We start from the raw sequence: 14,001 nt of genomic DNA, 5'->3' as shown, positions 1-14,001 counted from the left end.
AACTATTCCTTAGCGTGTGGAATAATGGTGAAAAATAAAGTTGTTATGCCTAGGAAGAACGTCCTATGGAACCTCTATTTCATTTACAATTTGATTGATGATATCCACAGAAGTAATGCTTTCTGCTTCTGCTTCGTAAGTCACCCCAATACGATGACGCAATACATCGATTACTACTGCACGAACATCTTCTGGGATAACATATCCACGACGTTTGATAAACGCATAACACTTGGCTGCTGTAGCTAAGTTAATACTACCACGTGGTGATGCACCAAAACTGATGAGCGGTTTTAATTTTTCCAATTTAAATTGCTCTGGATATCTCGTGGCAAAAATAATATCAAGGATGTATTTTTCAATTTTCTCATCCATGTACACCTTTTTAACGGCTTCTTGAGCGCGTTTGATTTGATCTAAGGTTACTACAGGGTTGATGGTTTGTTTTTCACCAGCTAAATTCTGGCGAATCACTAAGCGTTCTTCCTCTAATTTAGGATAGTCAATTACCGTTTTCAACATAAAACGGTCCATTTGTGCTTCCGGTAAAGGATAAGTACCTTCTTGTTCCACTGGGTTTTGCGTAGCCATAACCAAGAATGGTTTGTCTAACGCATAGGTGGTATCGCTAATGGTTACTTGCTTTTCTTGCATCGCCTCTAAAAGAGCCGATTGTACTTTTGCTGGTGCACGGTTAATCTCATCAGCTAATATGAAGTTGGCAAAAACGGGTCCTTTACGAATGGAAAAATCATTTTCTTTTACGTTGTAAATCATCGTTCCAATCACGTCTGCTGGCAATAAATCAGGGGTAAATTGGATTCGATTGAAGCTACCGTGTACCGCTTTGGATAAGGTGTTAATCGCGAGTGTTTTTGCTAATCCAGGTACTCCTTCTAATAAGATGTGCCCTTGTCCTAGTAATCCAATTAACAATCGATCAATCATGTGCTTTTGTCCAACAATAGCCTTGTTCATTTCCATTGTTAAGAGATCAATAAAAGCACTTTCTCTTTCTATAAGTTCATTTAATTCTCGAATATCGTAATTTGATCCTGGTGTTTCCATAATAAAAGTTTTGTCTGAAAATAACGCTCATTTAATTATTCATGCAAATTCAAAAAATATTCTCTATTAAGTTGTTAATAGATGGTTAAATCTAAAGTGGTCGCTCAACATTTGGGCATGATTTATGGGTTTCTTTTTATAATTTTAAGAACAAAAAAAAGTTTGCTATGATTAATAAGCGATTACTTATTAAAAATCTACTGGCTCAATATGATGAGAATAGTTTCTATGATAAGAAACGGCAGCTAAATTTACATACCAAATCGGGGAAAGCAAAATTTTTAAAACATATTTGTGCGTTATCGAATTCAAATCCGCAAAATAATTCCTTTATAATCGTAGGGGTGAATGATGAGGATAACGGATTGGTTGGTGTAGATTTTTATGACGATAGCAAAATCCAAAACCTGGTCAATGCGTATTTTGCCAATCCACCTAGTATTACGTATGACAATGTTACGTTTACCGATCTTGCTGACGACAAGGTAATTGGGTTAGTAACTATTGCGCCTAATTCGGATTTAACGACTTTTAAACGTTCAATTGGAGAAGTGCAAGAAGGAACGTATTTTTCTCGTGTTGGAAGTACTTCAGTGCCAAATGGAGAACTGATTTACAACGGAAATAAAACGCATGTTGAAAGCGTTGAAAAAAGTTCACAAAACAATTTAAATCACGTGTTGGAGAGTGTAGTGCGCTATATGACTCAATCATCCAAAGACATTCACGCCAATTATAGTGTGTTTAAAGAGCAGTTTGTTATCTGTTGGGCGGGAAAGAAGCGAAATATTCGCGGTATTCCATTTTACTCTCGGATGGATATTGAATTCGTCAATGAACAAATTAAGCTTTTTTACTCTTCTTTGGATGTAGTCACACTATACTACGATACGGAATCCTTTGTGTTGACGGAGTATTTGAATTTGGGATTGAATGATGGGACGAGTTATTATCCCTTCGAAGAAATTCAACTTACCTTTTATGACAATGGCAGCTATGCGATGGAGAGTAAGATGCTTTTTGAAGCACCCAAGTACAATGAGAATATTTTGGAGCATATTTATAGAAATAGTCTGAAGGTGATTCAAAAATTAAAGACAGGTGAACGATTGACAAATAAGGAAGAACGTGTATTGAGTAAATTGTGTTATAATATGATGTTGTGTTACCTCAATGGTTTTGATCAAGCGAAGGACGAGCTCATTGAGGTTAAAGATTATTTAAAATTTGCCAATGACCCCCAGTTGTTTACAGGCTTTAAGCAAGTTATGCGTATCTTGCGCAAGCTGAAATACGAAACAGAAAGTTATGAGTAGAACATTGGTTATCGGGGATATACATGGGGGATTCAAAGGATTAGAACAACTGTTTAAACGCGCCCAAATAACACCAACAGATCAATTGATTTTTTTAGGGGATTATGTCGATGGATGGAGTGAACCTCATCTCGTGGTCGAATTTTTATTGGCCTTGGAACAAACACACACTTGTGTGTTTTTAAGGGGAAACCACGAGAGTCTCTTGGTAAAGTGGATGTTGACCAAAGAGGAGAACCCACAGTGGTTTAAGAATGGAGGAGATGCTTCCGTATTGGCCTATCGCCAAGTGTCGGAAGAGATGTTTCAGCGTCATTTAGCTTTTTTTCAGCGTTTGCAAAACTATTATATTGATGCTGAAAATCGATTGTTTGTCCATGCGGGGTATACAAATCCACGCGGGATAGAAGCAGAATTTTTTGAAGAATATCTATATTGGGATCGAACGTTGTGGGAAATGGTTATGGCTATGAATCCTGCATTAGACAAGACCCACCCGCTTTATCCAAAACGTTTAAAGTTCCACGAGGAAATCTATATTGGACATACACCTGTGACCAATTTCGGCTTTGATGTACCCGTGAATTTTGCCAATGTTTGGAATATGGATACAGGAGCGGCTTTTTTAGGGAAAATTAGTGTCATGGATATTGATACCAAAGAATACTGGCAAAGTGATGCTATTGCTGATTTATATCCTACAGAAGAGGGAAGAAATCATAAATAATAGTAAAAAATGATATATTTGTATCCAAAGTTTAGAACAAATGAAAAAAATAATCGCAACTGCTTTTTTAATCGGTGGAATACTAGGTGCTAAAGCACAAGCTGTACATGAAGTTAAGATCAATATTCTTAATGCTATTGCAGTACCTTCAATCGAATTAGGTTATGAGCATTTCATTGACCACAACCAATCTATTGGTGTAGATTTACATATTTTAGATCGCTTTTCTTACTATCACGAAAGTAAGAGTAAAGACCAAAAATTTAATACTACAAGTTTAGCTTTAAACTATAAATTTTATTTTGGCGGTAAAAATGGGGCTAATGGAAGTGGATATTCTGTTTCTCCTTTTATTAAGTATCGTTTCGGTAACTTTAAGGAGGATAAGTACAATTCAGAGCTTTTGGTATCTGAGCGTGTAAAAACGGATATGAATAGCTTTATTTTAGGAATTGGATTTGGACACAAATGGACGATGGGAGATTCTTTCGCTATTGAACCGTTTGTCAATGTAGCAAGAAACTTTGACTCAGAAGTAAATGATCGTTTCTCGGCTATTGAATTCAATGCAGGAGTGATGATTGGTTATCGCTTTTAATACGAAAAGATATAAAAACAAAAAAGACGTCTCGAAGACGTCTTTTTTTATGGGTTTCTTTGATTAAAAATCAAATTTAATACCTTGAGCTAATGGAAGTTCACTTCCGTAGTTGATGGTGTTGGTTTGTCTTCTCATGTAAGCTTTCCAAGCATCAGATCCAGACTCACGTCCTCCACCTGTTTCTTTTTCACCACCAAATGCACCACCGATTTCTGCACCTGAAGTACCGATATTCACGTTTGCAATTCCACAATCAGATCCTGCATGTGAAAGGAATAATTCCATCTCGCGCATATTGTTTGTGAAGATTGACGAAGATAATCCTTGTGGAACTCCATTCTGCATGTCGATAGCCTCTTGGATTGTACTGTATTTCATCACGTATAAAATTGGAGCAAATGTTTCTGCTTGAACGATGTCAAACTCATTTTTCGCTTCAATAATACATGGTTTAACGTAGCATCCACTTTCGTATCCAGCACCTTCTATTACACCACCTTCAACGATGATTTTTCCACCTTCTTTTTTCGCTTGTTCGATTGCGTTTAAGTAATCTTGAACGGCTCCTTTGTCGATTAGTGGTCCAACGTGGTTATTGGCATCTAAAGGGTTTCCTATTTTTAATTGTGCGTAAGCACTTTGTAAGACTTGGATTGTTTTATCGTAAACACTTTCGTGGATAATTAAACGACGAGTTGATGTACAACGCTGTCCTGCCGTACCAACTGCTCCAAATACCGCTCCAACTAATACCATATTGATATCCGCGTGTTCTGAAACGATGATAGCGTTGTTTCCTCCTAATTCTAAGATGGTGTTTCCGAAACGCTCAGCAACCGTTTTAGATACGTGACGACCAATACGTGTTGATCCTGTGAACGATACTAATGGAATACGGTGATCATTGTTCATTAAGTCTCCACATTCGTTTCCAACTACTAAGTTACAAACTCCTTCTTGGATTCCGTTTGCTTTGAATACTTTCGCAATAATGTTTTGACAAGCTACTGCACATAATGGTGTTTTCGAACTTGGTTTCCAAACACATACGTCTCCACAAACCCATGAAATCATGGTGTTCCAACTCCATACCGCTACAGGGAAGTTGAAAGCAGAAATGATACCTACAATTCCGATTGGGTGCCATTGCTCATACATTCTGTGCATTGGGCGCTCAGAGTGCATAGTTAAACCGTATAATTGACGAGATAATCCTACAGCGAAGTCACAGATGTCAATCATCTCTTGAACCTCACCTAAACCTTCTTGTAAACTTTTACCCATTTCATAAGAAACAAGTTTTCCAAGGTGTTCTTTATTGTTGCGTAATTCTTCTCCGATTTGACGAACAATCTCTCCTCTTTTTGGTGCCGGTACTAATTTCCAAGATTTGAAAGCTTCCGCTGCTGTTTGCATTACTTTTTCGTAATCTTCCGCAGTTGTTGCTTTTACTTTTCCTATTAATTCACCAGTTACCGGTGAGTATGATTCGATAATTCTTCCGTTAGAAAATGAGTTTAAACCTGTTGAAGTTCCATTGTTTACTTCTTCAAGCCCTAAATGCTTCATCGCATCCAAAATTCCAAATTGGTCATTTGTTGTTGCCATTATTCTTCTTTTATAGTTTATAAGATAGTTCTTCGCTAAGATATAAAAAATAATTTTAGCCAAGAGGTGTTAATAAAAACACTTCATTTTGCTATATTATTAAAGTGTTGTCAATTATTTGGAATAAAAGCAACATTTATTTTGTGCTAATTGTAAAAATATAAGTAGGTTGATAGCTTACATCTATGAATTCTTTGAAAGAAAAAAATACAGTGCTTTTTGTTGTGTCTGATTCGATGGATGCCCTTAAGGTAAAGTGTCCATGACACAGTTACAATGTGTACACGTTCGCAGTTTCTTATCGCCATAAAAGTGAGTAAAATGCGGTAAGAAATCCGTTTCTATATCGGTTAGTTCAAAGTAAACTTCGTATAATTTTTCGTTGCAATTTTCACAATACCAAATCAATCCATCTTTTGCATGAGGGTCTTTGCGCTTGGTTTCTACTACTAAACCTACAGAATTTTCAGTTCGAATAGGTGAATGAGGCATCTTTGCAGGAAGGAGATAAATATCTCCGGGGTTTAATGTAATGCGTTTTCGTTCGCCTTCTTCTTGAATATCAATATAGATAGTTCCTTCCAACTGGAAGAAAAACTCTTCGTTTTCGTTGTAGTGAAAATCCTTTCGGTTATTAGGGCCACCGACAACCATAATAATATAATCTTTCGAATCGATAAACAGATTCTTATTAGATACGGGCGGTTTGAGTAGATCTTTGTTTTCACTGACCCACTGCAAGAGATTAAAGGCTACGGCATTACTCATAGGATAAAAATGCGTTTAGTTACTTCTGCTCAACCAATTTTGAGGGTTGTCAATATTGGAGTTTTGCGAAAGTAAGAATTTTAAAACAGTTTTTCCACTGCTGTTGGTGTTAATTGTTCCAATGGTTTGCTTTAACGTTACTTTGTCTCCTTTTTGTACCGTAACATCGCGTAGGTTCTGATATACGGTGATATAGTCTCCATGTTGGATTAACACAGCTTTATTTCCTCCAGATAGTACTTGTACTTGTAGAACTTCTCCTTCAAAAATGGCTCTGGCTTTGGCATTTGCTTCGGTGGTAATTTCTACGCCACTATTGTGAATGGTTAGATGTGTTTGTACCGGGTGCGGTTGGTCTCCATAGGCAAGTGAAATATATCCTTTTTCAACAGGCCACGGTAGTTTTCCGCGGTTGGATTTAAAATTGTCAGCAACCAATTTTCCTTCTGGTGTCAACTCAAATGTCGCTGCAGCAGAAGAAGTAGCTGTAGATTTTGTCGTTGTTTTACCTGCTTTCGCTGCTGCTTCTCTTGCTTTTCTATTGGCTTCTTCAATAGCCTCACGAATTAATTGCTGTATCTTGCGATCAATGGCTCTAGTTTCGTCTTGTTTTTTCTTGATTTGCTCGTTGAACTTCTTCTGATCTTTCTTTACAATTGACACTAAGTCTTGTTGTGCGGCTAAGTCTTGTTTTAAGTTTTTTTCGTTCGCTTCTTGTTCTGCTAACAGTTTGCGTTGTTTTTCTTTTTCAATCTCTAGTTTAGCTAGGGCTTCATTTAACAACACTGTTTTTTCTTTGAGTTCTTCTCCTTGTTGCTTTCTAAAGTCGGCATATTGCTTTAAATATTGCACGCGTTTATAGGCCTGAAAGAAATTTTCAGAAGAAAGTATAAACATCATTTTACTTTGGTTGGATCGACTCTTGTAGGCGGTTACAATCGTTTTAGCATAATCTTGTTTGAGCTGTTCCAACTCTTTCGCTAAGGCATTTGCCTCTTTCTGGTTTTTAGCGATAGTATTGTTGGTGATGTTGATTTGTTTGCGCACATTGCTGATTAACTGCTTGTTTAAGGTTACTTTGCGGTTGAGTTCATCAATCTCTGCTAAGATATTGCGCTCTTTGGTTTGCTCCTTGTGAAGTAGTTGTTGCACCGATTTTATCTCAATGATAATCTGTTGCTTTCTGCGTTCTAACTGTTCTTGTGTTTCTTTTTGCTGGGCACACAAAGGCAATGCCAGTAAAATGAACCATATCGTGCAGTATGTTTTTTTCATAGCGATGTACTTCTTAAGCCCTACAATATTACGGATTTTTTATAAATTAATCATTTTGTACCCTTTGGGTACACTGTAATTAAGATGTAAATCTTCGTTAAAGGAAACTTTTCGGTAACGAAGATCTAGATTTAGCGTCTTTTCTCCCTCCTCCGCTAGGATCTGTAATTCCGTAGGGACAATGAAATTTTTTATTTTTTGATAACCAGGATACGAAATTGTTACTTTTCGATTCGAATCGCGTTCTTCAATTGATTCTCTTTTTAATAAATTATTTTCATCCTCAAAGAAATAGGTGGATTGTAATTCTTCCTGTTCTGTTGCACTTACTTTGTATAAGCCTTCTTCAATGGTGGCTACAAATTCTTTGTTGTTTTCACTGTCTAATACTTGTCCCAATAGGATGTTTTGCAGGCGATTGAAATTGATATCCGTACCAACAAATTGAGTTAATACATCAAAGCCACCTTGGAATGCAGTTTCGTTTAATTTATTGTAGTATTGTAATTTTTCGGGGGTAATCAACGCTTTAAAAATAGGAATATCTGCATAGCGAATATTACATTGGATTTGTTTGTCTTTCTCAATTAATATCTCAACTCCTACTTTTCGATTTTCGAACTCGTCTTTATATTGTGCGGTTCCGTGCAGGGCAACCGTCTTGAATTGTTGTGCGTTTTTAGCGTGGTTATTTAAAATGACCAACGCTGTTTTTGATTTTGTCGCATTTGATTCTTTTAGTAGAAATCCTTCATTTCCTTTTTTACAACTGATTAATACCAAGCTTGTAAGGCAGAGGAACACAATCTTCTTCATATTTTTTAGCTAACTAGTTTAGTTTATCGAAGATAGATAAAAAAAATCCGTTTTAAAGAAATTTAAAACGGATTTAATAGTATTAGTCTAAAACAGAATAATCTCCGATACTGATATTCGTGTGATTTCCGTTGTATTTGGCGTGATTTCCAATCATGGCATTGTCCAAGTTGGCATGAGCAATAAAAGCATGGGTTTGGATCAAACTATTTTTAATAGTTGCATTTTCTACGATAGAATGATCACCTAAAGATACGTTTGGACCAATAGTTGCATTTCTTAATACTACTTGGTCTCCGATATAACAAGGAGGAATAATCGTACTATTTTCTAATTGTACAGAAGTGGAAACGTAGTTTGCTTTTTCTGCTTCTAAGAAGTTTAGCATGCGATTGTTGGTATCTACTGTCACGTCTTTGTTACCACAGTCCATCCATTCATCTACGGTGCCTGGTACAAAGCGCATGCCTTTTTGTTTCATATTTTCTAAAGCGTCTGTCAATTGATATTCACCTCCTTTAATGATATTGTTGTCCAGTAAGAACTCCAATTCTTTGCGTAGTGTTTCTCCACTTTTGAAAAAGTAGATGCCAATAATTGCCAAATCAGAAACAAAGGTAGATGGTTTTTCAACGAAATCGACAATTTCATTTTTGTCATTCAGTTGAACCACACCAAATGCACTAGGATCTTCTACTTGTTTCACCCAGATTACGCTGTCTGCGGTTTTGTCTAAATTAAAATCGGCGCGAAATAAGGTATCGGCATAAGCAACAACGATAGGGCCTTGCATACTTTCTTTCGCACATAAGATCGCGTGAGCAGTTCCCAAAGCCTCATTTTGATAGCAAATGGTTCCTTTTGCGCCTAATTTTTCAGCAATTGCAATGAGGTCTTTTTCGGTTTGTTTACCAAAACTCTCGTGAATAATAAAGGCAATTTCTTCAATTTTGTCATTTAAAACCTTGGCAATATCCTCAACCAATCGGTGTACAATTGGTTTGCCAGCAATTGGAATTAAAGGTTTGGGTGTAGTAAGAGTATGCGGGCGTAAACGCGATCCACGTCCAGCCATAGGTACAATGATTCTCATTTTTTAGCTTGATTTTTTTTGATTTATTATTTCGTTCCTGTACTTCCGAAACCTCCTGTTCCTCTTTCCGTTTCAGAGAGTACGGCAGCATCTTCCCATTGGATTTGTTCGTATTTTGCTAGTACCATTTGAGCAATTCGTTCACCATTTTCAATGACAAAAGGCTCTTTCGATAGGTTTACTAAAATAATGCCAATTTCTCCTCTATAGTCTGCATCAATGGTGCCTGGCGAATTTAATAATGTAATTCCCTTTTTGGCAGCCAATCCACTTCGTGGTCGAATTTGAGCCTCATAACCTTCTGGAAGTTCAATAAATAATCCTGTTGGAACAAGGGCTCTTTCTAAACTTTGTAACGTGATGGGTTCAGTCAGATTTGCTCGTAAGTCCATCCCCGCAGATTGCGATGTTTCGTAATGAGGTAAGGCGTGTTGCGATTTATTTATAATTTTTACAGCTGTCATAGTCAAACAAGTTTTAATACAAGCACAAATATAGCGGTTTGTTCGGATAATTAGATAGCGATAATTTAGTTTTCCATTGAGGAAAACAAGATTTCGAATGTTGGTGAACATCGAAATGAAATCGAACAAACGAAAAGCGGGCCATTTTAATTTCGTACTTTCGTTTTTATTTACCTATGGAAGAAAACCGAACAGTATTTACCTTACACGTGATTTTAAATCGAGTACAGCACGTTTTTGAAGAACGAATGCAGGGTAAATTCTTTTGGATTAAAGTTGAAGTACTCAAGGTAAATATCGATCGAAAAGGACACTACTACTTAGAGCTAGTTGAACAAGTCGAAGATGTGGTTTTGGCCAAATGTAGAGCGACAATATGGGCAAGAAATGTGGAGCGTTGTGTGTTGGATGAAGAGGGCGATTTACGTAAAGTAATCAAAGAAGGAGAAGAGATACTATGTTATTGTGAAGTGGTTTTTCATCCAGTTTATGTTTTTTCGCTCAATATTATTCACGTGGATTATGCTTTTAGTTTAGGGGAAATCGAGCGAAAAAAACAACAGGCACTTTTGCTTTTACAAAAGAAAGGGTTGATTGGGCGTAACAAGGGACAAAAACAACCATTAGTAATCCAAAAAATTGCCGTGATTGCTTCTGTGGGCACTTCGGGTTATGAAGATTTTGTTCAACATTTGAAAAATAACCCCTATGGATTTGCTTTTATTTTGGATTGCTATGATACCCCTGTGCAGGGAGAAGGAGCCGTTGCCCAACTAGTGCATCAATTCGAAGTGGTAGCTCAAAAGGCGTATGATGCGGTTGTACTCATACGAGGAGGAGGTTCTAAATTTGATTTAGATGTGTTCAATCAGGTTGCATTAGCGGAGCAAATAGCAAAAATGCCCGTGGTTGTTTTTACTGGAATCGGACATGAAACTGATATGACGGTGGCGGATTATGTTGCTCATACTTATTTTAAGACCCCAAGTGCAGTAGCGGCTTATTTGATTGAATTAGCCTTTCAATTTGATGGATTCCTCACGCATAGCCAAAGCATACTCCAAGAAAGCATGCGTCAATTCATGGGCGAGCACAAGGGAAAACTAGATCAACATTTAGAACGTTTGCAAGTGTTGAGTAAGCTTTTAGTTCAGGTGCATAGAGGAAATCTAATGCATCAGATGACAGCACTTCGATATGAAATTAAATCTTTTGTGGAACAAGCTACGAATGATTTGCGTTTTATAAAGCAAGGGATTCATTCAACTAGTAAAGTAACCGTAAAAAAACATAAAAATGACCTGTTGGATCGGTCTACATTTTTATCGCTCTATGGAAAACAAAGTTTGGCCTTGGCCAGCCAAAAAATCGGACTAGTAGAAGAGATGTTGCTATTCCGTCTACGACACCAATTGACCAAAGAAAGAGTACAACTAACACAGATAGGAGAGATTTTATCTGTTTACGGCATAGAAAATATTTTAAAAAAAGGGTTTGCTGTGATTCGTTATCAAGGTAAAGTCCTCGATGAACATACGGTGTTGAACGAAGGAGATGAACTAGAATTGACCATTTACAACAAGACTTATCAAATTAAATTAGCCAGTATAAAAGAAATAGAACAATGGAAAAACTTACGTACGAAGCAGCAGCAGCAGAATTAAATCAAATTTTAACTGCGTTGAAAAATGAGGAAATAACGGTAGATGAACTAGCAGAAAAGGTAGAGCGCGCTTCCCAGTTAATTCTTTTTTGCAAGAAAAAACTGACTACTACCGAAGAAAAAATTGAAAAGATAATCGATAAATTAGAACAATAGCTAGATTCCCTTTAATCTAGCTATTGTTCTATCTTATTGTTATTGATGGGGTGATTTGGATAATTCATTACTATTGGCGATGAATTGTCTCACATCATCAGAGGAAGGCAATTCGAATACTTCGAGGTGGAAGTAATCAATGGTGGCCAAGACATGGTCAAAGATATCTGCCATTACGTTTTCATAAAAAGCCCAAACGGTACTATTGGTAAACATATAGAGTTCAATAGGTAATCCATGTTCTGTGGGTTGCAAATGACGCACCATGAGGTGAAATTCTTGGTGTATGTTTTGATTTTGTTGTGCATAGCGCAATACATAGGCTCTAAATAGTCCAATATTGGTCATACGACGTCCATTGACGGGCATGGATTGATCTGCATTTGTATTGATATTATAGGCATCAATTTCTTGTTGCCTTTCTTCAATATAGGGTTTTAGTAGTTGTATTTTCTTCAGTTTATTAATTTCATGGGCATCTAAAAAGCGAATAGATGACATCTTAATATTGATGCTTCGCTTGATTCGTCTTCCTCCTGAGTTTTGCATCCCACGATAGTTCTTGAATGAATCACTAATCAGTAGATAGGTGGGGATGGTGGTGATGGTTTTGTCAAAGTTCTGCACCTTAACCGTACTCAAGTTGATTTCCAATACGGTACCATCTGCACCAAATTTTGCCATTTCAATCCAATCTCCCACGCGTACCATATCGTTCGTAGAAACCTGAATACTCGCGACAAATCCCATAATGGTATCTTTAAAAACCAACATTAGAATAGCAGAAGCTGCTCCTAAGGATACTAAAAATTTTACAGGATCTTGTCCTGTAAGGATAGAAAAGATAATAATAGCTGAAAAGAAGTAGAGAATGATACTTGCTACTTGGGAATAACTATCAATAGGCTTGTCGGCTAAACTAGGTTTCGTTTTGGCATAGTCTCTTGTTGTGCGTATAATCGAACGCAAGAGTAGCGTAATAACCACAATGAATAACAGGTTTGTTAACGACAATACGAAGTTAATAACATTGGGAAAACCGATAAAGAAAATTGGAAATAAAATACGGGCTAAAGCGACAGGAATAAAGTGCGTAATGTTGTGGAGCACTTTATTGTCAATGATGATATCATCTAGCTTTGTTTTACTTAAGGTTGCGTATTTTCGAGCAATAACAATGAATATATTCTTTAAAATATAATCTAAGGTAAACATGACAAGGGTAAACGCTAAAAGAAGTGCAACCGTAGTGACAATATGAGTTTCGTGTTCTTTCAAATGAAGAAAACCTAGGAAATCAAAAAACCATTTGTAGATGACATTTAACTCGCTAAAATTAATGATATCATTGATGTTTTTTTGATTAAGAGCGATAAGGGACATTGTCGTTTATTGTTTTTTGGTTATGAAAAAAGGAATATAAACAATATAAATCGTTTTTTGTGTTAAGGAAAAGACAAATAAGGGGATAAAAATAAGAGTTCATAAAAAAAGCGCTATTAGTTGAGAGTATAGCGCTTTTATTCGAATTGTATATCATTTACAATTGATTCAACATATCATTGATTTTGTCTAAGTTCGGAGTAAGAATCACTTCAATACGCCTGTTCTTTGCTTTGCCATCGTTGGTGCTATTGCTTAGTAGTGGAGCATATTCACTTCGACCTGCAGCAGTGAGATTCTTTTTGTCAATAGCAGCATTCTCTGTTAAAATAGCGACAATGGCTAAAGCGCGTTTGGTGGATAAATCCCAGTTGTTTTGTACACCTTCTCCTAAATTGCCCAATACTTTATCATTGTCAGTATGTCCTTCAATTAGGACTGAGATATCTGGGTTGGTTGCTAGTACCTTCCCTAATTCCACTACGGCATTTCGTCCTTCTTCATTGACAGACCAACTTCCGGATTTGAAGAGGAGTTTATTTTCCATGGATACATACACTTTTCCATTCTTTTGTTCTATGGTTAATCCTCTTCCTTCAAAGGCATTCAACGCCTGAGAAAGGTTGTCTTTTAATGCCTTCATCTGTTTGTCATTGGCTGCTAAAATATCTTCCAATTCCTGAACGCGTTTTGATTTTAAATCGAGTTCTGCTTTGGCTTTGGCTAGTCGAGCAGCTTCTGCTTGTAGTGATTCTTCACTGTGCTTCTCAAGATTTGTGTACGAATGTTGTAGGTCTTGTAATCGATTTTGAGCAGCAGAAATCTCGGCATTTAGATTTTGTCTTTCTTGCTGTAAGTCTTTCAGCTGTTGAGCCAATTGTTTTTTTGCTTGTTCTAATTCGCTCATGGAGCTGTTTAGTGTGGCTAATTCGTCCGCAAGACGTTGATTATCGTCTAAGGTCATTTGATAATCTTGGTCTAGTTCATTATAGAGTCTTCTTGTCACACAGGAAGACAGTAAAGTAAGGGTGAGTAAACTGATGGACAGTTTTTTTATCATGAG

General features: G+C 36.8%; 14 protein-coding genes. 5 read left to right on the top strand and 9 right to left on the bottom strand.

Annotation, left to right across the window (positions count from 1 at the left end; genetic code table 11):
• Window positions 1-63 precede the first annotated feature (63 nt).
• Complete coding sequence (locus ACLJX0_RS05420) at window positions 64-1,068, bottom strand: AAA family ATPase (RefSeq protein WP_410879059.1); 1,005 nt, start codon at window positions 1,066-1,068, stop codon at window positions 64-66.
• Window positions 1,069-1,235: 167 nt separating this feature from the next.
• On the opposite strand from ACLJX0_RS05420, the gene ACLJX0_RS05415 reads away from it, so the two are divergent.
• From ACLJX0_RS05415 to ACLJX0_RS05405, 3 genes are read left to right on the top strand one after another with little or no spacing between them, the layout of a single operon-like run.
• Window positions 1,236-2,384, top strand: coding sequence for a DUF5929 domain-containing protein (locus ACLJX0_RS05415; protein ID WP_410879058.1), 1,149 nt, complete (start codon window positions 1,236-1,238; stop codon window positions 2,382-2,384).
• Complete coding sequence (locus tag ACLJX0_RS05410) at window positions 2,377-3,111, top strand: metallophosphoesterase family protein (RefSeq protein ID WP_410879057.1); 735 nt, start codon at window positions 2,377-2,379, stop codon at window positions 3,109-3,111. Before ACLJX0_RS05415 ends, ACLJX0_RS05410 begins: the two co-directional genes overlap by 8 nt.
• A gap of 40 nt (window positions 3,112-3,151) precedes the next feature.
• Window positions 3,152-3,709, top strand: a complete 558-nt coding sequence (locus ACLJX0_RS05405; RefSeq protein WP_410879056.1) for a DUF3575 domain-containing protein — start codon at window positions 3,152-3,154, stop codon at window positions 3,707-3,709.
• Window positions 3,710-3,772: 63 nt separating this feature from the next.
• On the opposite strand, the gene ACLJX0_RS05400 is transcribed toward ACLJX0_RS05405, so the two are convergent.
• The 6 genes from ACLJX0_RS05400 to dut all read right to left on the bottom strand — a co-directional run bounded on the left by ACLJX0_RS05400 (window position 3,773) and on the right by dut (window position 9,736).
• A complete protein-coding gene (locus tag ACLJX0_RS05400; protein ID WP_410879055.1) occupies window positions 3,773-5,320 on the bottom strand; it encodes an aldehyde dehydrogenase family protein in 1,548 nt (515 codons plus the stop codon).
• 246 nt (window positions 5,321-5,566) lie between these two features.
• Entirely contained in the window at window positions 5,567-6,088 is a 522-nt protein-coding gene (locus ACLJX0_RS05395; RefSeq protein WP_410879054.1) for a 3-hydroxyanthranilate 3,4-dioxygenase, read from the bottom strand.
• A 15-nt stretch (window positions 6,089-6,103) separates the two neighbouring features.
• On the bottom strand, window positions 6,104-7,363 hold the full coding sequence (locus tag ACLJX0_RS05390; RefSeq protein WP_410879053.1) for a murein hydrolase activator EnvC family protein: 1,260 nt from the start codon (window positions 7,361-7,363) through the stop codon (window positions 6,104-6,106).
• 39 nt (window positions 7,364-7,402) lie between these two features.
• Window positions 7,403-8,179 carry a DUF4292 domain-containing protein gene (locus tag ACLJX0_RS05385; protein WP_410879052.1) on the bottom strand — a complete coding sequence of 259 codons (777 nt, stop codon included), beginning with the start codon at window positions 8,177-8,179 and terminating at the stop codon, window positions 7,403-7,405.
• An 82-nt stretch (window positions 8,180-8,261) separates the two neighbouring features.
• Window positions 8,262-9,272, bottom strand: coding sequence for a sugar phosphate nucleotidyltransferase (locus tag ACLJX0_RS05380; RefSeq protein ID WP_410879051.1), 1,011 nt, complete (start codon window positions 9,270-9,272; stop codon window positions 8,262-8,264).
• 26 nt (window positions 9,273-9,298) lie between these two features.
• Window positions 9,299-9,736: a dUTP diphosphatase gene (dut, locus tag ACLJX0_RS05375; protein WP_410879050.1), complete on the bottom strand. Its 438-nt coding sequence runs from the start codon at window positions 9,734-9,736 to the stop codon at window positions 9,299-9,301.
• A gap of 176 nt (window positions 9,737-9,912) precedes the next feature.
• On the opposite strand from dut, the gene xseA reads away from it, so the two are divergent.
• Together xseA and xseB are read left to right on the top strand one after the other, a co-directional pair.
• Window positions 9,913-11,400 carry an exodeoxyribonuclease VII large subunit gene (gene xseA / locus ACLJX0_RS05370; RefSeq protein ID WP_410879049.1) on the top strand — a complete coding sequence of 496 codons (1,488 nt, stop codon included), beginning with the start codon at window positions 9,913-9,915 and terminating at the stop codon, window positions 11,398-11,400.
• On the top strand, window positions 11,361-11,555 hold the full coding sequence (gene xseB / locus ACLJX0_RS05365; protein ID WP_410879048.1) for an exodeoxyribonuclease VII small subunit: 195 nt from the start codon (window positions 11,361-11,363) through the stop codon (window positions 11,553-11,555). Before xseA ends, xseB begins: the two co-directional genes overlap by 40 nt.
• A gap of 39 nt (window positions 11,556-11,594) precedes the next feature.
• Here xseB and ACLJX0_RS05360 read toward each other — a convergent pair whose 3' ends face one another.
• Window positions 11,595-12,938 carry a mechanosensitive ion channel family protein gene (locus ACLJX0_RS05360; protein WP_410879047.1) on the bottom strand — a complete coding sequence of 448 codons (1,344 nt, stop codon included), beginning with the start codon at window positions 12,936-12,938 and terminating at the stop codon, window positions 11,595-11,597.
• A 157-nt stretch (window positions 12,939-13,095) separates the two neighbouring features.
• The gene (locus ACLJX0_RS05355; RefSeq protein ID WP_410879046.1) at window positions 13,096-13,998 is read right to left on the bottom strand and encodes an OmpA family protein; all 903 of its coding nucleotides are present in this window, start codon (window positions 13,996-13,998) and stop codon (window positions 13,096-13,098) included.
• Window positions 13,999-14,001: the final 3 nt, after the last annotated feature.

The organism is Myroides sp. DW712 (assembly GCF_046557355.1).
Lineage (GTDB): Bacteria > Bacteroidota > Bacteroidia > Flavobacteriales > Flavobacteriaceae > Flavobacterium.
Note: the sequence above shows the minus strand (reverse complement) of the source record. Positions and strands in the feature narration are given on the sequence as shown.